The following is a 20,544-nucleotide window of genomic DNA, read 5'->3' as shown; positions in this document are numbered from 1 at the left end:
CAATGTGCGAGACGACAGTCGAGCTAATAAGACGCGAACGAAGTTCGTCCGTAATTACGGGACGAGCTCCCGCGAAGAGGGTGGGGGAGAGAAGCAAAGCAGACGCAGTCTGCGGAAAACCTCGCATCGGCCAAAGGCCGATTCTGTTCTCCGTCAAACGCTGAAACTACCTCGACGCGATCTCGTCGATGAGCTTGAGCTCCTCGTCGGTGAAGTGCGTGTTCTTCAGGGCGCCGATGTTGTCGATGATCTGCTGCGGCTTGGAGGCGCCGGCCAGCACGGAGGTCACCTTGCCGTCGTGCAGCAGCCAGGCCAGGCTCATCTCCGCGAGCGTCTGGCCGCGCTCGGCCGCCAGGTTGTTGAGGTCCACGATCTGGCCGTGCAGCTTGGCGGTCAGAGCGGAATCGTTGAGGAATCGCGGATCGCGGGCGATGCGGCTGTCCGCCGGGATGCCGTTAAGGTAGCGGTTGGTCAGCAGGCCCTGCTCCAGCGGGCAGAAGGTGATGAGGCCCTTGCCCAGCTTGACGGCCGTGTCCTTGAGCCCGTTGCGTTCCACGGTGCGGTCGAGGATGTTGTACTTGTTCTGGTTGATGATGAACGGCACGTGCAGTTCGCTGAGGATTGCGGCGGCCTTCTCCATGGTCGGGCCGTCGTAGTTGGACAGGCCCACGTACAGCGCCTTGCCGGAGTTCACGGCCTGGGCGAGGGCGCCCATCGTCTCCTCAAGCGGGGTCTCCGGATCCGGGTGGTGGTGGTAGAAGATGTCCACGTAGTCCAGACCGAGACGCTCGAGGCTCTGGTCGAGGCTGGCGAGCAGGTACTTGCGGCTGCCGAGGTCGCCGTAGGGGCCGGCCCACATCTCGTAGCCGGCCTTGGTGGAGACCACGAGCTCGTCGCGGTGGTGCTTGAAGTACTTGGCGAGCAGCAGACCGCAGTTCTTCTCGGCCTGGCCGGGCTCCGGGCCGTAGTTGTTGGCCAGGTCGAAGTGGGTGATGCCGTTGTCGAACGCGGTGAAGACCAGCTGCTTCATCTGCTCGAAGGGCGTGATGTCGCCGAAATTGTGCCAGAAGCCGAGCGAGACGGCCGGCAGCTTGAGGCCGGAGACGCCGGCGCGGTTGTAGGTCATCGAATCGTAGCGATGCGGGTTGGGGGTGTATGTGGCGGTCGGTTCGAACATGATGCTCCTTTGCGCGGGATTGCGGTGCTGATAGTATGGTTCCAGTTCAAGTGAACTTGAATGCAAATGCGGTGCGGCGCATCGGCGTGTCGTACCGACTCCGGCCTGATGGCGGCCGGATTGCTTCGCAAGGAGGCCTATATGGAATCGAATCGGGGCACGTACACGATTCGCGAGGTGGCGGCGCGGTTCCATATGCAGCCGTCCACGCTGCGCTACTACGAGGATCAGGGCCTCCTGACCAACGTGGGCCGCACGGCCGCGGGCCAGCGCGTCTACGAGGAGTGCCACATCAACCGGCTGCGGGCCATCTGCTGCTTCAAGAACGCCGGCATGACCATCGACGATCTCAAGAAGTTCTTCGCCTACGAACAGGACGAGCCGGCACACATCGATGAGATCCTGGAATTGCTGGAGTCCCGCCGCGAAACCTTGGACGAGCAACGGCGCGCGCTGGACGAGGCGGCGATGCATGTCCAGCGCAAACTCCACTACTACGGGGGCATCAAGCAGGCCCTTGACGCGGGTGAGCCGTTGCCTGACTGGCGTGACTACAAGACCCGCGTCTATTCGATCGACTGCTGAGCCGACCTCCAAGCGCGCGCGAAAACCGTCGTGCGCGGCTTTCGCGTGGTGCCGCCCAAGTCGTCTGAGGCCTTAGCGGCATCGCTTCCGCGTCCATTGCCGGCGAAGGGAGCCGCCGAAGCGTTGGGGTTGCTTGGTTACTTGCCGACGTACGGGTCGTCGAAGAAGCCGAGCTCGTACTTGACGGCGGTCTGGAAGCGCTCGCGCAGCTCGGGGTCGTTCGGGTCGGCCACGCGGTTGAACTCGTTGATGAGGAACTCGACCCACTCGGTGAAGTAGTCGCCGCGATGCACGTCCACCCAGCCGCGATGCTCGGGCTTGACCGGCAGCTTGCGGCCGTGATCCGTGGCGCGCTCGGCCCAGTCGAGGTAGAGGCTTTCGGCCACCACGAGCACGGCGAGGCCGTCCGCGTAGGAGCGGGTCTCGATGGTGTCCGTGTACAGCTTCTTGAAGCCGATGCTGGCCGGGGCCAGTTCGGGGTGCAGGATCTGGTCCTCGCTCACGCCGTACTGGTCGAAGCGGTCCTGGAAGTAGGTGTCCTCGTCGGCGGCGATGAAGCCGAGCTGGGCGGCGAGACGCACCTTGGCCTTCATCGTGTCGGCGGAGGCCAGCACCTGGCCGATCAGGGAGAGGAAGTCGCTGGCGAACTGGTAATCCTGGATGAGATAGTCGCGCAGGACCTCCGGGGCGATGGTCTCGTTCACGAGCTCCTTGACGAAGCGGTGGTTGACGGCCGCCTCCCAGTCGTCGTGGGTCAGTTCGCGCAGCTGCTCGTATGGGGTCTTGGTGGTGCTGGTTTCGGTCATGGTCGGAGCCTTCCCTTGTTCTTGATGATGATGCATTGGACGCCGTGGTGGCGCATGCCCCTTCACGCGCCCAGTCTACCGGGATGCGGCGTGGTGCGGAAGGGTTTCGCGCTATGACCAATCGCACATTGGGGGAAGTAAAGTCTCTTGGCTCCCCTTGAAGGACGCCGCCGTAAAGCGGACAGTTCAGTGGACTGTCCGCTTTACGGCGTGCGAGACGGCAGTCGAGCCAGCAAAACGCGAACGAAGTTTGTCCGTAATTGCGGAAGAGTCGCGGAGCGTGACTGAGGGGTAGTCTGTTCGATTAATCTGGACTACCCCTCAGTCACGCTCCGCGTGACAGCTCCCCTGACAAGGGGAGCCAAGAGAGGGGGCTACAGGACTGTAGTCTCAGTAGGAATCACCGGCTCGCCCTTCATGAGGCTCTGGGCGGTGATGGGCAGCTCGGCCAGGGCCTTGGCGCGGTAGTCGTGCGCGGCCATGATGGCATCGTGGCCCTGCCAGGTCGAGTCGATCTCGCCGTGGTCCACGAAGTCCACCAGCAGGTTCTTCCACTCCGGGTTCGGCTCGAACGTGGCCAGCTTGTCCTCCGAGCCGGAGATCACGTGCTCGGCGTCGGCCAGTGCATATTCATAGGAGCGGAACGCCAGCTTGCGGCCCGGCACGGTGGCCTTGTTCTTGGACTTCTTGGCCACGGACTGCATGGTGCCGTCCGCGCCCTCGCGCTCGGTGAGCTTGTACACCATCGCGCAGGTGGGGGCGCCGGAGCCGGTGACCAGCATGGTGCCCACGCCGTAGGAGTCCACCGGTGCGGTCTGCAGCGCGGCCAGCGCGTACTCGTCCAGATCATTGGTCACGGTGATGGTGGTGTTCGTGGCGCCCAAGGCATCCAGCTGGTTGCGCACGCGCTGGGCCATGGCGGCCAGGTCGCCCGAATCGATGCGCACGCCGCCGAGCTCCGGGCCGGCCACCTCCACGGCGGTCTTCACGGCCTCCTCGATGTTGTAGGTGTCCACCAGCAGCGTGGTGTTGCGGCCCAGGGCGTTGATCTGCGATTCGAAGGCGTCACGTTCGGAATCGTGCACCAGCGTGAAGCAGTGCGCGGCCGTGCCGATGGCCTTCAGCCCGTACATCTGGGCGGCCAGCAGGTTGGCGGTGCCCTTGAAGCCGCCCACCACGGCGGCGCGGGCTGCGGCCACGGCGGCCCACTCGTTGGTGCGGCGTCCGCCCATGTCCATGCACGGGCGGTCCTTGGCGGCCGAGACCATGCGGGATGCGGCCGAGGCGACGGCGGAATCGTAGTTCAGAATGGACAGGATCAGCGTCTCCAGCAGCGTGCATTCGCCGAATGTGCCTTCGACCTGCAGGATCGGGGAGTTCGGGAAGAACATCTCGCCCTCGCGGTAGCCGTGGATCGAGCCGGAGAAGCGGAAGCGCTCCAGCCACTTGATGGTCTCGGGGCTCACCACATGGCGGTCGGCCAGGAACCGCAGGTCCTCCTCGTCCAGGTGGAAGCGTTCGAGCGCGTCGAGGATGCGGCCGGTGCCGGCCACCACGCCGTAGCGGCGGCCTTCCGGCAGATGGCGTGTGAACACCTCGAACACGCACTTGCGGTCGGCGGTGCCGTCCTTGAGTGCGGCGTCGAGCATCGTGTATTCGTACATGTCGGTCATCAGCGCCGGCGAATAATCAAGCATGGCGGACCTTTCTTCAGTGACTTAGGCTGCGTTCCCACTTTTGGTTACAGTGACTATAAGTGTAGTCGCGGCCGTGGCCCGGCGCCTCCCGCGTCATACGGCTGGGCGTACGATGGGGCGCATGGTTGAAATCAAAGATCTGCTCAAGGAACATCAAATCATCCGCGCCGACGGCCGCAAGGTGGACGAGCTGCGTCCGGTGCGCATCACCCGTCACTTCACCGACGCCCCGGAGGGCTCCGTGCTCATCGAATGCGGCAACACGCGCGTGATGTGCACCGCCACGTTCACCCCCGGCGTGCCGCGCTGGCGCAAGGATTCCGGTCTGGGCTGGGTCACCGCCGAATACGCGATGCTGCCGCGCGCCACCGCCGAGCGCACCGACCGCGAATCCGTCAAGGGCAAGCTCGGCGGACGCACCATGGAGATCAGCCGTCTCATCGGCCGCTGCCTGCGCGGCGTGGTGGACATGAAGGCCCTCGGCGAGAACCAGATCCAGCTCGACTGCGACGTGCTCCAGGCCGACGGCGGCACCCGCACCGCCTCCGTGACCGGCGCGTACGTGGCGCTGGTGGACGCGGTCAACTGGGCCGAGCGCAACCATCACATCAAGTCCGCCGCGCGCGTGCTGAAGGATACGGTCTCCGCCGTGTCCGTGGGCGTGATCAACGGCACGCCGATGCTGGACCTGCCCTACATCGAGGACAGCCAGGCCATGACGGACATGAACGTGGCCATGACCGGTTCCGGCGCGTTCATCGAGCTGCAGGGCACCGCCGAGCACCGCCCGTTCACCCGCGCCGAGCTCGGCGTGCTGCTCGACCTGGCCGAGAAGGGCAACAAGGAGCTGCAGGCCGCCCAGCGCGCCGCCCTGGCCCTGGACTAGTCGAGTCGGCGAGGCTCAAGGCCGCACGCTTCGTCAGGTCCGCCCCTGCCGGGCTCCTGCCGGGGTCTGCCCGGTCTTGCCGGGAAACCGTTTGCGGGAAAAGGACTGTATGTTCGCGTCCCAACGAGACCGCCGCGAACATACAGTCGCTACAGGCCTCCAAACAGACTGTATGTTCGCGGGTCCTCCGTTCACGCGCGAACATACAGTCTTGTTTCAGACCCCGTCACCGTTCGGAATCACAGACGTAAAGGAAAAGGTATGAAAATCGTCGTCGCCACCCATAACGAAGGCAAGCTGGTGGAGATTCGCCGCATCCTCGAGGAGGATCTGGGCGAGGCCGCCGCGACCATCGAACTCGTCTCCGCCGGCAGCCTGCACCTGCCCGACCCGGTGGAGACCGGCGTCACCTTCCAGGAGAACGCGCTGCTCAAGGCCCGCGACGTGGCCAGCCGCACCGGTCTGCCCGCCGTCGCGGACGACTCCGGCCTCATCGTGGACGTGATGGGCAACGCTCCCGGCATCCTGTCCGCCCGCTGGGCCGGTGCCCACGGCCATGACAAGGCCAACAACGCGCTGCTGCTCGCCCAGATTGAGGACATCCCGGACGGCAAGCGCACCGGCCGCTTCCGTTGCGCCGCGGCCCTGGTGGTGCCGGACGTGGAGGCGGGCGCGGATGTGACCGGCGGTACGTCCGGTGCCGCTGCGGGCTCGACCATGGTCCAGGCCCGCTACTCCATCAAGTCCGAGACGGTGGAAGTGGGGGAGATGCCCGGCGTGATCATCCGCAAGCCCCGCGGCGAGCACGGCTTCGGCTACGACCCGCTGTTCGTGCCGGACGACCAGCCCGGCCGCACCAGTGCCGAGCCCGACTACGAGGGCGAGCCGCTGACCAGCGCCGAAATGACCCCGGACGAGAAGAACGCCATCTCCCACCGCGGCAAGGCCCTGAAGGCCCTGGTCCCCGCCATCGAGGCGCTGCTGTAGCTGGCTGTAACCCCGTTGGTAGGGAGTTGTGGGGAAAAGTACCACTGACAGTCGCTTCGTGGTACTTTTCCCCAAAGTTTCGTACGAGTGTGGGAAAGTACCACTGGCGACAACTCAGCGATACTTTTCCTCAAACCGTATAACCATGGAATGTGAAATCAGCCGAACGGCCGGAACAATACAAGCAAAGAGCCACCCGAAGGAATCGAACCCCCGACCTTCCCGCAAACGATGGGGATGCTCTACCACTGAGCTAAGGTGGCGTGGCTTGAGACGTAGTCTCGAGCCAAGAGAGCAATATAGCACTTCGCATTGCGGCATGCAAACGACGATGCAAACGAATGGTGTCGGTCGTCCGCCGCATCCCGCAGCACGGGGACCGCGCGTTATGCTAGCATCGGTAAACCTGACTGCTGGTCCGGAACAAGGAAGAACATGCGTGATTTTGTGCTGGTGCGGTTGAGCGACGACGAGTTCGATGAGTTCTCCGCCAAGCATCCGCAAGGCAATTTCCAGCAAACCTCGGCCATGGGCCGTCTGCGCGCCGCCCAGGGCGTGGACGTGGAGTATCTGGCCGTCAAGGAACATGACGATATCGTGGCGGCCGCCCTGTTCGAGACACACCGTTCTCGTCTATCCACGTTCGCCGCCATCCACGACGGGCCGATGGTGGACTATCACGACGCCGAACTGCTCACCTTCTTCATGGCCCAGCTCAAGGCCCACGCCAAGGCCAAGGGCGCTTCCCAGCTGGAGATCACCCCCGAGACCCCGTACCGACTGCGCGACTCGGACGGACAGCCTCTGCCGGCCGGTGCCGAAGGGGCGCAGCCGGATGATGCGCTGTTGGTCAATCTCCAGGCCATCGGCTTCAGGCATGGCGGCTTCACCGTGGGATACACGGCCGTGCCGCGATGGCGCTATCTCAAGGACCTCACGGGCATCGCGACCGAATCGGACCTGCTGAAGTCCTATGACAAGCGTACCCAGTGGAGTGTCAAGCGCGCCCGTTCCATGGGCGTGCACGTACGCGAGCTGGCTGATGACGAGCTGGGCGTGTTCGCCGCCATCGAGCAGCAGACCGCCGAACGTCGCAGCTTCGAATACCGCGGCGAGGAGTACTTCCACCGGTTCAAGAAGGCGTTCGGCGCCAAAGCGCATTTCATGGTGGCTGAAATCCACATCGACGAGTACGTCAAGGACATGACGGCCAAACGCGAGGCGCTCGCCGCCAAAGTGGAGTCGCTGACCGCCAAGAACGCCGAGCACCCCACCACCAAGACCGAACGTCAGTTGGGGGAGGAGAGCCGCAACCTGGCCGCCGCCGAGAAGCGACTCAAAGAGGCCGCCGAGCTCGCCAAGAAGGGTGATGTGCTGCCTGCCGCGGCCTCGCTGTTCGTGGAGCATCTGCGCGAGACCATCTACCTCTTTTCCGGCAGTGTGGAGGAGTACAAGCCGTTCTACGCCTCCGCACTCATCCAGCACGAGGCCATGCTGCACCTGTGCCTCGAACGCGGTGTGAGCCGATACAACTTCTACGGCATCGACGGCGTCTTCGACGATCCGGACGACGAGGGCCGCGGCGTGCTCGAATTCAAGCAGGGATTCAACGGATACGTCGAGGAGCTGCCCGGCGAATTCGAGCTGACCGTCAAGCCGCTGGCCTATGCCCTCAAGCAGCTGGCGCACAAGGTGCTGTCCCGCTGAGCGGACGAGCGAAAACCATCGAACACCGTCGAAACCATCGAACAAGACCCAAGACGCATCAGGCGGCGGCAAGCCGCTGCAAGAACCAAGAAGAGAAAGCCTGGACCCATGACCACTGCAACCGCAGCATCGACTTCGTTGAAACCCGTCAAGATCACGCCCGAGGAGCTGGACGCCTTCTCCGCCAAGCACCCGCAAGGCAGCTTCCAGCAGACCTCGCAGATGGCCGCCATGGGTGCGTACAGCGGCGAGATCGATTACGTGGGCGTCAAGCGCGGCGGTGACACGGGTGAACTCGTCGCCGCCTGCTACGTGGTGTACACCAAGGGCCGCCTCGGCCTGGAAGGCTCTGTGTGGTGCGGTCCGCTGTGCGATTACGACGACCCGCAGGTGGTCGAGGCCATGACCGAGGCCCTGCGCCGCTCCGCCAAGGCCCACCACGCCATCAGCGTGTCCTGCTGGCCGGCCGCCGTCTATCAGCTGCATGATCTGGACGGCAAGCCCACCAGCGACCCGGACACCGCCATGATGGAGAACATGGCGCGCTTCGGCTGGAAGCACGGCGGCTTCACCGTGGGCTACGAGAAGGTCATCAACCGCTGGAACTTCATCAAGGGTCTCGATGGCATCCACGACGAGCAGGAACTGCTCGCCTCCTTCTCCAAGTATCGCCGCAAGAACATCCGCATCGCCCAGGACGCCGGCCTGACCGTGCGCCGCCTGCGCCGCGACGAGCTCGGCACGTTCGTGAAGCTGTGCGACATGTCCGCCGCGCGCCAGGGCTTCAAGGGCCGTGACGTGGCCTACTACGAGCGACTGTTCGACACGTTCGGCGAGAACATCGAGTTCAACGTGGTCGAGACCCACTTCGACGAGTACCTGAAGACCCTCGAGACCAAGCTCGCCGCCGCCGACAAGGACAAGCACAACCTGGAACGCCAGCTGGAACGCGCACGTGCGGCCGCCGAAAACGGCGAAGCTCCCAAGAAGAAGGGCGCCTCCGACCCCGCCACGCTGGAGAAGCGCATCGCCACCGCGGACAAGAAGATCGGCGCACTGAAGCAGGACATCACCAAGGTGCAGGGCATCATCGACTCCGACGGCCCGGTGATCCCGGTGGACGCCGGCGTCTACTTCTGGCACCCGAACGAGGAGGTCTGCCTCTCCAGCGGCGAGGACGACCGATTCATGGACTACTACCCGTCCTCCCTGATCCACTTCCACTCGATGCTGGACTGCATCGCGCGCGGCGTGACCCGGTTCAACTTCTACGGCATCTCCGGCATTTTCGACGAGAACGACCCGTCCTACGGCGTCTGGCAGTTCAAGACCCGCTTCGGCGGCTTCGTGGAGGAATTGCCCGGCAAGTTCACGCTGCCGGTTGACGGCCTGCGCTTCGCGGCCGCCGAAGCCGCGCACAAGCTGCTGCATCGCTGACGCCGGTCCGACGGAAGGGGAATAGTATGGGCACCACATCGTTGAGCACCACGGGCTACACGTTCGGCACCATCACGCCGGACGAACTGGACGAGCTCTCCCGCACCGCCGCCCAGGGCAGCTTCCAGCAGGCCTCCGGGCAGGTCAGGCTCGCCGAGGCGCGCGGCCATGAGGCCGAATGCATCGGCGTACGCGACGCCGAGGGCGATCTGGTGGCCGGATGCGTCGTCATCTATCTGAACGGCCGGTTCGGTGCCGACGGCTCCATCTACTTCGGCCCGATCCTCACCTCGATCGAACCGGGATTGGTCACGGCCGTCACCGAGGCGATCCGCGATTCCGCCCGCCGTCATCACGCCGTTTCGGTGGCCTGCTGGCCGAACATCACCTATCGCCGCTACTCCTCGCAGGGCGAGCCGGTGAGCACCCCGAACGATACGGTCATCAAGGCGTTCCAGGGCGCCGGTTGGCAGCACGGCGGCTTCCACACCGGCTACGGCGTGGTCTGCCAGTGGATGTACGTCAAGGACCTCTACGGCACCACCACGGCCAAGGAGCTTATGGCCTCGTTCGGCAAGCGCGCCCAGTGGAGTGTCAAGCGGGCCCAGTCGATGGGCGTGCATGTGCGCGAGATCGGTCCGGACGAATTCGGCGTGTTCGCGGAGATCGAGCGTCAGACCGGCGAACGCCGCGGCTTCGCCACGCGCGGCGAGGACTACTTCCGTCAGTTCAAGGAAGCCTACGGCGATGCCGCGCACTTCATGCTCGCGGAGATCCACATCGCCGAATACGTGGCGGACATGACCGCCAAGCGCGAGGCATTGGCCAAGAAGGTGGCCGATCTGCAGGCCAAGTACGACGAACGCCCCACCACGCGCGTCGAACGTCAGCTGGGGGAGGAGAGCCGTAACCTGGCCGCCGCCGAGAAGCGACTGGCCGAAGTGGAGGACTTCGCCAAGCGCGGCGACGTGCTGCCTGCCGCCGCTTCGATGTTCGTGAGTCATCCGAACGAAGTGGTCTACCAGTACTCCGGCTCGGTGGAGGAGTACAAGCCGTTCTACGCCTCGGCGCTCATCCAGTACGAGGCGATGCTGCACCTGTGCGTGGAACAGGGCATCAGCCGGTACAACTTCTACGGCATCTCCGGAGTCTTTGACGACCCGGACGACGAGGGCCGCGGCGTGCTCGAATTCAAGCAGGGCTTCAACGGATACGCCGAACAGATGGTCGGCCAGTTCACCCTGCCGGTGGACAGGCTGCGCTTCGCCGTAAGCAACTGGGCCCACAAGCTCCTCAACCGGTAATTGGCATCGGCATTGGCCGATACCGGTTGCTGTGCCGCGGCTTCAAAGGATAAAGTCATGCCTCCCTCTGACGAGGGAGGTGGCATCGGCAAAGCCGATGACGGAAGGAGAGAAGTCGCAGGCGGGCCTGCGGGAATGAAGTATCGGCCTTGGACCGATACTGATCCAACAATCAGCGGCCTCACACACCCATCAGCATATGGGCCACGGCCATGAGCACCAACGAGATCATCGCGGTCAGGGCCAGCGAGAAGCCGGCGAGCTTGGCGTTGCCGAGCACCTTGTCCGTGAACAGCGTGGAGAAGATGGCGATCGGCGCAAGCGAGCAGATCACGGCCACCGCGCGCACCGAGGCGGAGAACGGCAGCAGGAACCAGGCCGCGCAGGCGAACGCGATGCTGAACGGCAGTCGCCATGCCACCACGGCCAGCACCTCCTTCACGTCGTGCCTGGACTGCGGCAGATCCATGAGCATGCCCACCATGAGCATCGAGACCAGCGCGTTCGCATTGCTCAACGGCTGGCAGAACGTGGCGATCCAGCCGGGCACATGGATATCGGCCACGGTGAGCAGGATCATGAGCAGATACGTGTCGAACGGCACGGATCCCAGGAAGCTTTTGCCGATGGTGCGCAGCAGCGCGCGACGGGCGAGGCGTTTGGCGTCCCTGTCCTTCGGCTTCTCGTACGGCAGGGTGGGCGCGTCTCCCGCATGCTGCTCGGCCAGCGTCTTGCCGGGTTTGATGTGCAGCAGCTGCTGGGTGAGCACGTTGGTGCCGGCGGCCACCATCACGCAGTTGCCGATATCGAACATCGCGGCCGGCACCACGGCACCCGCGCCCCAGAACGACTGCACCACCGGGAAGCAGAAGCAGCCCAGGTTGAATCCGGCGCCGTTGAGCATCAGGAAGGCGCGGTCGGTCACGTTGCGCCGGCGCGTGGTCAGGAAGATGAACACCACCGGCAGCAGCGAGCAGAAGAACGCGAATACGGAGATCCACAGCAGCGAGATGTCGTGCGGGTTCGTGGCGAAGGAATAGACGATGGCGCCCGGCAGCACGATGTTGAATTCGACGGTTTGCAGAATCCGGTAGTCGTTCTGCCCGAACAGGCCGAACCGCCTGAACAGGTATCCGGTGAGAATGATCAGCAACAGGCCGACCGGCGTCAGAATGGCGGACATGGCTCGCTCCCTTCAACCCTTATGACACCACTATCTGCCGTCCGACGCGGTCGTTGCGCCGTGATTCCGTACCATGGACGCGAGCCATGCCGTCCGGGAGGATGGGTGAATGGGTGCGAGAGACGGGAATCGAACCCGCAAGACCGAAGTCACAGGAACCTAAATCCTGCGCGTCTACCAATTTCGCCACTCTCGCGCTTCCCGGACGGATCCGTGCTTCCCATGCGAGGGTCGGCGCCGATCCGTTTTTCCGGGTGATATGCAAAACCCTAGGCGGATGAACCGACCTAGGGTAGTCGAGCCACTTGTCAGAATCGAACTGACGACCTGCTCATTACGAGTGAGCCGCTCTACCGACTGAGCTAAAGTGGCTTGGTTCGCGGGAGGCCTTTCGCCAGCCGCGCACAAGAAAATAAGTATAAGGCATCCTCTGGATTTGTCCAATCGGGGTTGCGCCGGCCGTGTCGCATCGGCGTTGACGTGGCGTGTCGGGGTGCCGTTGGGGTAAGTGCGGCGCGTGTCGGGGCGGTGCGGATGCCTTTTGCCGAGGTGCTGTCCGGGTGGGTGGTCGTGCCGCGCTAACTACCGATTGGTCATCTGAGGGGCGTTTCCGAAACGTCGGTTTGCTGCCATCGGTGGGACACTGAATGTTTTTGTTCTGTTCATGTCTGCTTTTGTGAGTATTCTGTGGGGTGATACGGAACGCATCCAGCTGCGTGCAAGGACGCTCCAATCAACGAGGAAAGGAAAAATTCCATGGCAATCAATCCTCCTGTTGACGCCACCAAGACCCCCGCGTGGGTCGCGTTGCAGAAGCACTACGACGAGCTTCAGGCCGAGGGCATCGACCTCAAGAAGTGGTTCGCCGAGGATCCCGACCGCGTCAAGGAGCTGAGCTTCGACGCCGGCGATCTGCACTTCGACCTGTCCAAGAACCTGATCAAGCCGGAAACCCTCCGCCTGTTCACCTTCCTCGCCGACGAAGTCAAGCTCGGCGACCGCATCAAGGCCATGTACACCGGTGTGCACATCAACAACACCGAGGACCGCGCCGTGCTGCACACCGCGCTGCGCCGCCCGGTCGAGGACGAGGGCAAGTACATCGTCGACGGCCAGGACACCGTCAAGGACGTGCGCGAGGTGCTCGACCGCATCTACAAGTTCGCCGACGACGTGCGTTCCGGCAAGTGGACCGGCGTGACCGGCCGCAAGATCGAAACCGTGGTCAACATCGGCATCGGCGGCTCCGACCTGGGTCCCGTCATGGCGTACGAAGCCCTGAAGCCGTACGCTGACGCCGGCATCTCCGCCCGCTACATCTCCAACATCGACCCGAACGACCTGGCCGAGAAGACCAAGGGCCTCGACCCGGAGACCACCCTGTTCATCATCGTCTCCAAGACCTTCACCACCCTGGAGACCCTGACCAACGCCCGCGAGGCCCGCACCTGGCTGCTCGAGGAGCTCGAGGCCAACGGCGCCATCGCCGCCGGCGACGAGGCCCAGCGCGCCGAGGCCATCAAGAAGCACTTCGTGGCCGTCTCCACCAACCTGGAGAAGGTCGCCGAGTTCGGCATCGACCCGAACAACGCCTTCGGCTTCTGGAACTGGGTCGGCGGCCGCTACTCCGTCGATTCCGCCGTCGGCACCTCTCTCGCCGTGGTCTTCGGCCCGGCCCGCTTCGAGGAGTTCCTGCACGGCTTCCACGAGATCGACGAGTACTTCGCCAAGACCCCGTTCGAGAAGAACGTCGTGGTGCTGCTCGGCATGCTCAACGTCTGGTACCGCAACTTCTTCAAGGCCGCCTCCCACGCCGTGCTGCCGTACGACCAGTACCTGCACCGCTTCCCGGCCTACCTGCAGCAGCTGACCATGGAGTCCAACGGCAAGTCCGTGCGTTGGGACGGCACCCCGGTCACCACCGAGACCGGCGAGATCTTCTGGGGCGAGCCCGGCACCAACGGCCAGCACGCCTTCTACCAGCTGATCCACCAGGGCACCCAGCTCATCCCGGCCGACTTCATCGCGTTCGTGAACACCCCGAACCCGACCAAGGACGGCGACCAGGACGTGCACGAGCTGTTCCTCGGCAACTACTTCGCCCAGACCAAGGCCCTCGCGTTCGGCAAGACCGCCGACGAGGTCCGTGCCGAGGGCACCCCGGAGGAGATCGTTCCGGCCCGCGTGTTCACCGGCAACCGTCCGACCACCTCCATCTTCGGCGTGGCCCTGACCCCGTTCGCGCTCGGCGAGCTCATCGCCCTGTACGAGCACATCACCTTCGTCGAAGGCACCGTGTGGGGCCTGGACTCCTACGACCAGTGGGGCGTGGAGCTCGGCAAGCAGCTGGCCAAGCAGATCACCCCGGCCATCTCCAAGGATGACGAGGCCCTCGCCCAGCAGGACGCCTCCACCCAGAGCCTGATCGAGTTCTACCGCAAGAACCGCGAGTTCTGATCTTCGCTCCTATTCTTGGCTCCCTCTGATGAGGGAGCTGTCACCGATAGGTGACTGAGGGAGAGATTATGCCCGGCATCGCATTTGTTGATGCCGGGCATTTTTGTGCCTTGACGTGGCAAACAGGGGAGTATGTACCGGTTCACCCCTGTTCGAGGCCGGCTTAGCGAGGCGCGACGGGCAGCATATGCCGATCTTGCCCTGTTGAGAAAGGCTCAATGGGGCCGAAAGGGGATTTGCCTGTATGTGACGCCTCGCTGAGACCATGAAGCCGTTGCGTGACGGTCAGTACATGCCTGTTTTGCCGCGGTCAGGCATTCGACGGCGCGGCACAATGACTGGCATGTGCCTGTTCCGCCGCGCCGAGTGACTGTCAGCGCGGCGGAGCAGGCAATACTCGCTCTGATTTCGCCTTGGTTCCGCCTGATGAAGTCTCTTCCTCGCCTCCCTGCAAACACTCCGAGTTCACCTTCGGGCGGTATCGTAGAAGGGGAGAAAAGGCATGACTTTGCAAGGAGGCACAGCATGACAGCACCGTCAACGCACGATCCATCCGAAACGCACAACCACGAGACCAACTATCCCATGGCCGCCAAGGTCTACTTCACCCGTGACATCAGCCCCGCCGGCCTCATGCGCGTCTACGAGGCGTTGGAAGCCCGCCCGCAAGGCAAGGTGGCGGTCAAACTCAGCTCCGGCGAAGGCGGCAACACCCACTACCTGCAGCCGGCCCTCATCAAGGACCTCGTCCAGCACCTGAACGGCACCATCGTGGAGTGCAACACCGCCTATCCCGGCACGCGCGATGTCTCCGCCCACCACTGGCAGACCATCAAGGATCACGGATTCATGGACATCGCCCCCTGCGACATCCAGGACGAGGAGGGCGAGATCGAGATTCCGGTCGAGGGCGGCAAGCGCATCACCGCGGACATCGTGGGCTCCCATTTCCCGAACTACGACTACTACGCCGTGCTCTCCCACTTCAAGGGCCACATGATGGGCGGCTTCGGCGGCGCGCTCAAGAACATCTCCATCGGCATGGCGTCCTCGAACGGCAAGAAGCGCCTGCATTCCGGTCAGGACGAGATTCTGCCCAACCCGTTCAGCGGCGACCAGGACTCCTTCCTGGAGGCCATGGCCGAGGCCGCCACCGCCGTGTTCAACGCGCTCAAGGGCAACATGCTCTTCATCAACGTGATGAACAACCTCTCCGTGGACTGCGACTGCGACGGCAACCCGCACCCGCCCGTCATGGCGGACATCGGCATCTGCGCCTCGCTCGACCCGGTGGCCGTGGACCAGGCCTGCGTGGACATGGTCTATGCCTCGCACGACAACAAGGAGCCGCTCATCGAGCGCATCGAATCCCGTCACGGCATCCACACCATCGAGCACGCCGTCGAAATGGGCCTCGGCTCGCGCGACTACCATCTCATCGACCTCGACCAGCGCTGAACCGAAGGAGTCTTCATCATGCAAACAACCGCAACCACGCGCACCCATGCCCTGCCTTCCATCAAATTCCAGTCCGCGGCGGCCGTGCTCGCCGTCATCGCGGCCGTGGCCCTGCCGCAGGTTTTCCACCTGGCAGGCGCCGCGCTCGGCCTGGGCACGGCCCTCGGCCAGACGTTGCTGCCGATGCACCTGCCGGTCCTGCTGGTCGGTCTCCTGGCCGGCCCCTACGCCGGCGTGGCCACCGGCGCGCTCGCCCCGATCGTCAGCTTCGCACTGACCGGCATGCCGATGGCCCCGATGGTGCCGTTCATGGTCATCGAACTTGCCGCCTACGGTCTGTTCGCCGGTCTGCTGCGCGGCGTCCGTCTGCCCGCCGCGATCCGTTCGCCGTTCGACTGGCTCGTCAAGCTCGTGGCCGCGCAGGTGGCCGGCCGCGTGGTCGATGCCATCGCGATTGCCGTGGCCGTTGCGCTGCTCGGCAACACCACGATGACGGTCGCCTCCGTCTGGGCTGCGGTCGGCACCGGCCTGCCCGGCCTGATCCTCCAGTGGCTGGCGATTCCGGCCGTCATGTTCGCCGTGGACCGTCACCACGACTGACGAGACGGGTCCGGCATGAACGACAGTGCTCTCGAACGCGCCAAGGCCGCGCTGCTGGCCGACCCGTCCGTCGGCTGCGTGGCCTGCCGCGTCCGTGCCGGCGGTGACATGACTTCGGCCGCTGACCGTGACGACCTCAACGGTTTCGGTCGCCGCCGTGTCGATGACGATAACGGTTATCGGCGAAACCGCTCCGCCGGCGTGCGTGCCGAATCCGACGAGATTCTCACCGGATTCGGCCACGGCGTGCGCCCGCTGCTGCAATGGCTCGCCGCCGGCCAAAGCCTCATCGGCTATTGCGCCGCCGACCGCGTGGTGGGCAAAGGCGCGGCGCTGCTGTATGCCCGGCTCGGCGTCCGGGCCGTATATGCCGAGACGATGAGCGAGGCCGGCCTTGCGGCCTTGCGGGCCAATGGCATCGAGGCCTCCTACGGTACGCTGGTACCGGTGATCCTCAACCGTTCGCACACCGGCGTCTGCCCGATCGAGCAGTCGGTGGCCGCCATCGGCGACCCGGCCGCCGCCGAACCCGCCATCCGGGCCGCCGTGGCCCGTCTCATGCGGCGGTGATATCCGATTCCTTTGCGTCGGTTTTTCTCGAAATAAGGACTGACTTCGTGAAAAACGATCATTGGGCAACCGTCAGTGATCGGTTTTTCACGAAATCAAGGAGCGTTTCGAAAAACCGGTCACTGAGAGCTCGTCAGCGATCGGTTTTCACGAAGTTCCCCATCGCTTCGTGAAAAACGACGCAAAAGAGAACGAAACCGGTTGCGCGCCATGGGCTATGCTGGAACACAAGTTCTGAAACATTTCAGAAACCGGCTGACCGGATGCCGGCGATCGGCGGCACGGGACGCCGGAGTCGATGGCCAGTCACGGGGCATCTGGTATACATCGATGCGAAACGATGTGACCGGCAAACGAGGGGAGAGACCAATGGCCGCGGGCTCACGCAAGCCGACGCTTCATGATGTGGCGAAGCGCGCCGGCGTTTCGGTGGCGTCGGTCTCGAACTATCTCAACGACTACCCGTACATGAAGCCCGCCACGCGCGAGCGCATCCAGAAGGCCATCGACGAGCTGGATTACGTGACCAACCAGCAGGCCCGCAACCTGCGTTCCGGCCGCACCGGCCTCATCTCCCTGTCCCTGCCGGATCTGAACCAGATCTACTTCGCCGAACTCGCCGAGGAAACCATCAAGCAGGCCCGCGAATACGGCTACCGGGTGATCATCGAATCGACCGGCAACGACCGCCAGCGTGAGATCGACAGCGCCCGCGCCATGGCCAGCAACATGACCGACGGCCTGATCCTGAGCCCCACGCAGCTCAGGGCCGAGGACGTCCACGAACTTGAGGGCGACTACCCGCTCGTGGTCCTGGGCGAACGCCTCTTCGGCGCCCCGGCCCCGCACGTGATGATCGCCAACGAATCCGCCGCGCAGGCCGTCACCGAACATCTGCTCAAGGCCGGTTGCCGCACCATCGCCGTGGTCGGCGGCACGCTGGACTCCTCGCTGCCGTCCTCCCGTTCGATGCGTACCAAGGGCTATGTGGCCGCGCTCGCCGACCACGGCCGTCCGCTGCGGCCCGAACTCGTCCGCGAGACCGGGGAGTGGACCAGTGCCGAAGGGGCCAAGGCCGTGCGCGACATGTATGCCCAGGGCATCCGTCCGGACGGTATTTTCGCCCTGAACGACCTGCTGGCCATGGGTGTGATCAGTCAGCTGCGCGAGATGCGCGTGCGTGTGCCCGAGAGCGTGCGCGTGGTGGGCTTCGATGACATCGACGAGGCGAAGTACACGATTCCCACGATGACCACCGTGGATCCGGACCGCGCGCAGGTGGCCAAGCTGGCCATCGAGTCGATTTTGAAGCAACTCGATGACGGGGCTCGCGCGCCGCAGAGCCGGATAGATGTGGCCTTCCAGCTCAAATACCGTGCCTCTTCGCCGCAGGTGTGAGCCACGGCGGGTGAGTCGCGGGGACGGTGTGAAGCGGCAAAGGGCGGTGCGAACCGCGGGCGCGGCGTAAGCTGCAGGACGGTATGAGCCGCGGAGATGGGCGGCTGCGCGTCCGTGCGCATGTGCCCCTGCGTGATTGGTACGGCGTGTCGCCAATGATTCCAATGGTTCGCTCACGGCTACTCCATACGAAATGATAACGAATTGACAAACTTCTGAATCGTTATAGAATTATGGCTAACAACAAAATCTGAAACGTTCTAGAAAACCGGCGCGCAGTGGCGTCGGCAAGAGCGAAGCGGCGCACCGAAAACCATCCGACATGCCACGGCGGCATCATCGCCCATGTCTTTCCGCGCGTCGTTTCTGAAACGTTTCACGAAACTGTGGGAGAACCAAGGGAGGTCACCATGACGGCAAGCGCAGACGGCGTTTCCGTAGGGAAGGCAACGGCGACAGGCCGCAGGGGAGAGGTGCCGCGGACCGCAAGGCAAGGCCGCACCCGCGTCTCGAAGCCCGGCGAATCCATGAACTCATGGCAGAGCAAGCTGCGCCCGTACCTGTTCATCGCGCCGCTGATCATTCTCTCCGGCATCTTCATCTACTACTGCATCGGATTCACCGTGGCCACCTCGTTCACCGACTGGGACGGCATCTCCGACGAGATGGACTTCATCGGCCTCAGGAACTACGCCAAACTGCTCACCCCGGGCTCGGTGTTCTGGACCGCCCTGAAGAACAACATCATCTTCATGGTGGTCACCGTGGTCATCCAGGCCGGCCTCGGCCTCCTGCTCGCGGTGATCCTCAAGGAGCGGCTGCGCGGCTCGAACGTCTTCAAGGCGATTTTCTTCATGCCCATCGCCATGGCGCCGGTCATCATCGCGGCCATCTTCCGCATCATCATGGATCCGAACGTCGGCGCCATCAACGAGGCCCTGCGGTTCCTGCACCTCGATTTCCTGGCCCAAAGCTGGCTCGGCGACCCGAAGATCGCGCTCTACTCCATCTGCGCCATCAACATCTTCGAATGGATGGGCTTCTCGATGATCATCTACTACGCCGGCCTCATGTCCATCTCGGAGGACATCTACGAGGCGGCCAAGATCGATGGCTGCGGGTTCTGGAACACCCTCTTCCGCATCACCATCCCGAACCTGTCCGGCACCACCAACACGCTCATCCTGCTCGGCATCGTCGGCTCGCTCAAGACCTTCGACATCGTCATCCAGACCACCGGCGGCGGCCCCGGCCGCTCCACCGAATTCCTGAACACCTACCTGTACAAGGCCGGCGTGCAGCAGTTCAACGGCGGTCTGTCCGCGGCCATCGGCGTGATGGTGCTCATCATCGCCGTGATCCTCTCCATCGTCCAGGTCATCGTCAACAACCGGGCCAACCGGTAGGAACGGAAAGGAACGCATCATGAAGCGCAAAACCAGCACTACGGTGATCATGTACGTGGTCCTGTTCTTCTTCCTGATCATCTGGCTGTTCCCCATCGTCACGGCCATCACCAAGTCCCTGCAGGTGGGTGGCTTCTCCAGCTACCAGTCGGTGATCACCAACCCGGACGTGCACTACTTCCGCGTGGTGTTCAACTCGCTGTTCATCGCCCTGGTCACGGCAGTCGTGGTGGTGTTCATCACCTCGCTCGCGGGCTTCGCCTTCTCCAAGATGAAGTTCGCCGGCCAGAACGTCATCTACGTGGCGATGCTCGCCTGCATGGCCGTGCCGATCGCCTCCGTGACCATGCCGCTGTTCTTCACCATCAAGACCTTCGGCCTGACCAACACCTACCTCGGCATGATCATCCCGCTCGTGGCGTTCAACGCCCTGCAGATGCTGCTGCTGTGGCGCAACTACTTCGACGGCATCCCCAACGAGATCATCGAGGCGGCCCGCGTGGACGGCTGTTCCACCTGGCGCATCTACCTGCGCATCCTCATGCCGATCTCCACCCCGATGATCGCCACCACCGGCGTGCTCACCTTCGTCTACTCCTGGAACGAATACCTGATCCCGCTGCTGCTCATCCGCGACGAATCGAAGTACACGGTCACGCTGGCCTCCACCTACTTCATGGAGACCCGCAGCCAGACCCCGGAAATGGTGGCCCAGGAATACGCCGCCCTGATCCTCATGACCATCCCGTCCATCATCGTCTACCTGATCAGCCAGAAGTGGCTGCAGTCCGGCATCACCGCCGGCGCCGTCAAGAGCTGAGGTGAGTGAGATGACAGCAATCACAGCCGATCCCAAGCCGGGCACCGCGGCCGCCACGGTCACGCC

At 63.8% G+C, this 20,544-nt stretch carries 17 protein-coding genes and 3 tRNA genes; 13 read left to right on the top strand and 7 right to left on the bottom strand.

Going from position 1 to position 20,544, the window contains the following annotated elements:
* Nucleotides 1-166: 166 nt before the first annotated feature.
* Nucleotides 167-1,177 carry an aldo/keto reductase gene (locus tag JS536_RS07110; protein WP_214356374.1) on the bottom strand — a complete coding sequence of 337 codons (1,011 nt, stop codon included), beginning with the start codon at nt 1,175-1,177 and terminating at the stop codon, nt 167-169.
* Between the two features lie 141 nt (nt 1,178-1,318).
* Between JS536_RS07110 and JS536_RS07105 the strand changes: the two genes are divergently transcribed.
* Nucleotides 1,319-1,762 (top strand): MerR family transcriptional regulator, encoded by a 444-nt coding sequence (locus JS536_RS07105; RefSeq protein ID WP_214356373.1) that lies wholly within the window; start codon nt 1,319-1,321, stop codon nt 1,760-1,762.
* 137 nt (nt 1,763-1,899) lie between these two features.
* Here the strand turns inward: JS536_RS07105 and JS536_RS07100 are convergent, their stop codons facing one another.
* Nucleotides 1,900-2,568, bottom strand: a complete 669-nt coding sequence (locus tag JS536_RS07100) for a TenA family protein (RefSeq protein ID WP_214304003.1) — start codon at nt 2,566-2,568, stop codon at nt 1,900-1,902.
* Nucleotides 2,569-2,942: 374 nt separating this feature from the next.
* Nucleotides 2,943-4,265 carry a nicotinate phosphoribosyltransferase gene (locus JS536_RS07095; RefSeq protein ID WP_214356372.1) on the bottom strand — a complete coding sequence of 441 codons (1,323 nt, stop codon included), beginning with the start codon at nt 4,263-4,265 and terminating at the stop codon, nt 2,943-2,945.
* Nucleotides 4,266-4,386: 121 nt separating this feature from the next.
* Between JS536_RS07095 and rph the strand changes: the two genes are divergently transcribed.
* Together rph and JS536_RS07085 are read left to right on the top strand one after the other, a co-directional pair.
* Nucleotides 4,387-5,151 (top strand): ribonuclease PH, encoded by a 765-nt coding sequence (rph, locus tag JS536_RS07090; RefSeq protein ID WP_109057632.1) that lies wholly within the window; start codon nt 4,387-4,389, stop codon nt 5,149-5,151.
* A 261-nt stretch (nt 5,152-5,412) separates the two neighbouring features.
* Complete coding sequence (locus JS536_RS07085; protein WP_214356371.1) at nt 5,413-6,138, top strand: non-canonical purine NTP pyrophosphatase; 726 nt, start codon at nt 5,413-5,415, stop codon at nt 6,136-6,138.
* 190 nt (nt 6,139-6,328) lie between these two features.
* On the opposite strand, the gene JS536_RS07080 is transcribed toward JS536_RS07085, so the two are convergent.
* Nucleotides 6,329-6,401 (bottom strand) — tRNA-OTHER (locus JS536_RS07080).
* Nucleotides 6,402-6,573: 172 nt separating this feature from the next.
* Here JS536_RS07080 and JS536_RS07075 point away from each other — a divergent pair.
* The 3 genes from JS536_RS07075 (at nt 6,574) to JS536_RS07065 (ending at nt 10,586) form a co-directional block, all read left to right on the top strand.
* Nucleotides 6,574-7,845, top strand: a complete 1,272-nt coding sequence (locus JS536_RS07075) for an aminoacyltransferase (RefSeq protein WP_214356370.1) — start codon at nt 6,574-6,576, stop codon at nt 7,843-7,845.
* Between the two features lie 108 nt (nt 7,846-7,953).
* Nucleotides 7,954-9,282, top strand: a complete 1,329-nt coding sequence (locus JS536_RS07070; protein ID WP_214356369.1) for an aminoacyltransferase — start codon at nt 7,954-7,956, stop codon at nt 9,280-9,282.
* Nucleotides 9,283-9,308: 26 nt separating this feature from the next.
* Complete coding sequence (locus JS536_RS07065; protein ID WP_214356368.1) at nt 9,309-10,586, top strand: aminoacyltransferase; 1,278 nt, start codon at nt 9,309-9,311, stop codon at nt 10,584-10,586.
* Between the two features lie 181 nt (nt 10,587-10,767).
* On the opposite strand, the gene JS536_RS07060 is transcribed toward JS536_RS07065, so the two are convergent.
* The 3 genes from JS536_RS07060 to JS536_RS07050 form a co-directional block, all read right to left on the bottom strand.
* Nucleotides 10,768-11,769, bottom strand: a complete 1,002-nt coding sequence (locus tag JS536_RS07060; RefSeq protein ID WP_214356367.1) for a permease — start codon at nt 11,767-11,769, stop codon at nt 10,768-10,770.
* A 114-nt stretch (nt 11,770-11,883) separates the two neighbouring features.
* A tRNA-Leu gene (locus tag JS536_RS07055) sits at nt 11,884-11,965 on the bottom strand.
* 103 nt (nt 11,966-12,068) lie between these two features.
* A tRNA-Thr gene (locus tag JS536_RS07050) sits at nt 12,069-12,141 on the bottom strand.
* A gap of 384 nt (nt 12,142-12,525) precedes the next feature.
* On the opposite strand from JS536_RS07050, the gene pgi reads away from it, so the two are divergent.
* The 7 genes from pgi (at nt 12,526) to JS536_RS07015 (ending at nt 20,478) form a co-directional block, all read left to right on the top strand.
* The gene (pgi, locus tag JS536_RS07045; protein WP_109057638.1) at nt 12,526-14,226 is read left to right on the top strand and encodes a glucose-6-phosphate isomerase; all 1,701 of its coding nucleotides are present in this window, start codon (nt 12,526-12,528) and stop codon (nt 14,224-14,226) included.
* Nucleotides 14,227-14,751: 525 nt separating this feature from the next.
* Nucleotides 14,752-15,684 carry a DUF362 domain-containing protein gene (locus JS536_RS07040; RefSeq protein WP_214356366.1) on the top strand — a complete coding sequence of 311 codons (933 nt, stop codon included), beginning with the start codon at nt 14,752-14,754 and terminating at the stop codon, nt 15,682-15,684.
* An 18-nt stretch (nt 15,685-15,702) separates the two neighbouring features.
* On the top strand, nt 15,703-16,284 hold the full coding sequence (locus JS536_RS07035) for an ECF transporter S component (protein WP_214356365.1): 582 nt from the start codon (nt 15,703-15,705) through the stop codon (nt 16,282-16,284).
* 15 nt (nt 16,285-16,299) lie between these two features.
* Nucleotides 16,300-16,854, top strand: coding sequence for a DUF1893 domain-containing protein (locus JS536_RS07030; RefSeq protein WP_214356364.1), 555 nt, complete (start codon nt 16,300-16,302; stop codon nt 16,852-16,854).
* Nucleotides 16,855-17,223: 369 nt separating this feature from the next.
* The gene (locus JS536_RS07025; protein WP_214356363.1) at nt 17,224-18,252 is read left to right on the top strand and encodes a LacI family DNA-binding transcriptional regulator; all 1,029 of its coding nucleotides are present in this window, start codon (nt 17,224-17,226) and stop codon (nt 18,250-18,252) included.
* 410 nt (nt 18,253-18,662) lie between these two features.
* On the top strand, nt 18,663-19,658 hold the full coding sequence (locus tag JS536_RS07020) for a sugar ABC transporter permease (protein WP_240544304.1): 996 nt from the start codon (nt 18,663-18,665) through the stop codon (nt 19,656-19,658).
* A gap of 19 nt (nt 19,659-19,677) precedes the next feature.
* On the top strand, nt 19,678-20,478 hold the full coding sequence (locus JS536_RS07015) for a carbohydrate ABC transporter permease (RefSeq protein WP_109057643.1): 801 nt from the start codon (nt 19,678-19,680) through the stop codon (nt 20,476-20,478).
* The last annotated feature ends 66 nt before the right edge of the window (nt 20,479-20,544 follow it).

Source organism: Bifidobacterium sp. SO4 (genome assembly GCF_018555355.1).
Classification (GTDB): Bacteria; Actinomycetota; Actinomycetes; order Actinomycetales; family Bifidobacteriaceae; genus Bifidobacterium; species Bifidobacterium miconisargentati.
This window is presented reverse-complemented; position numbering and strand designations above follow the sequence as displayed.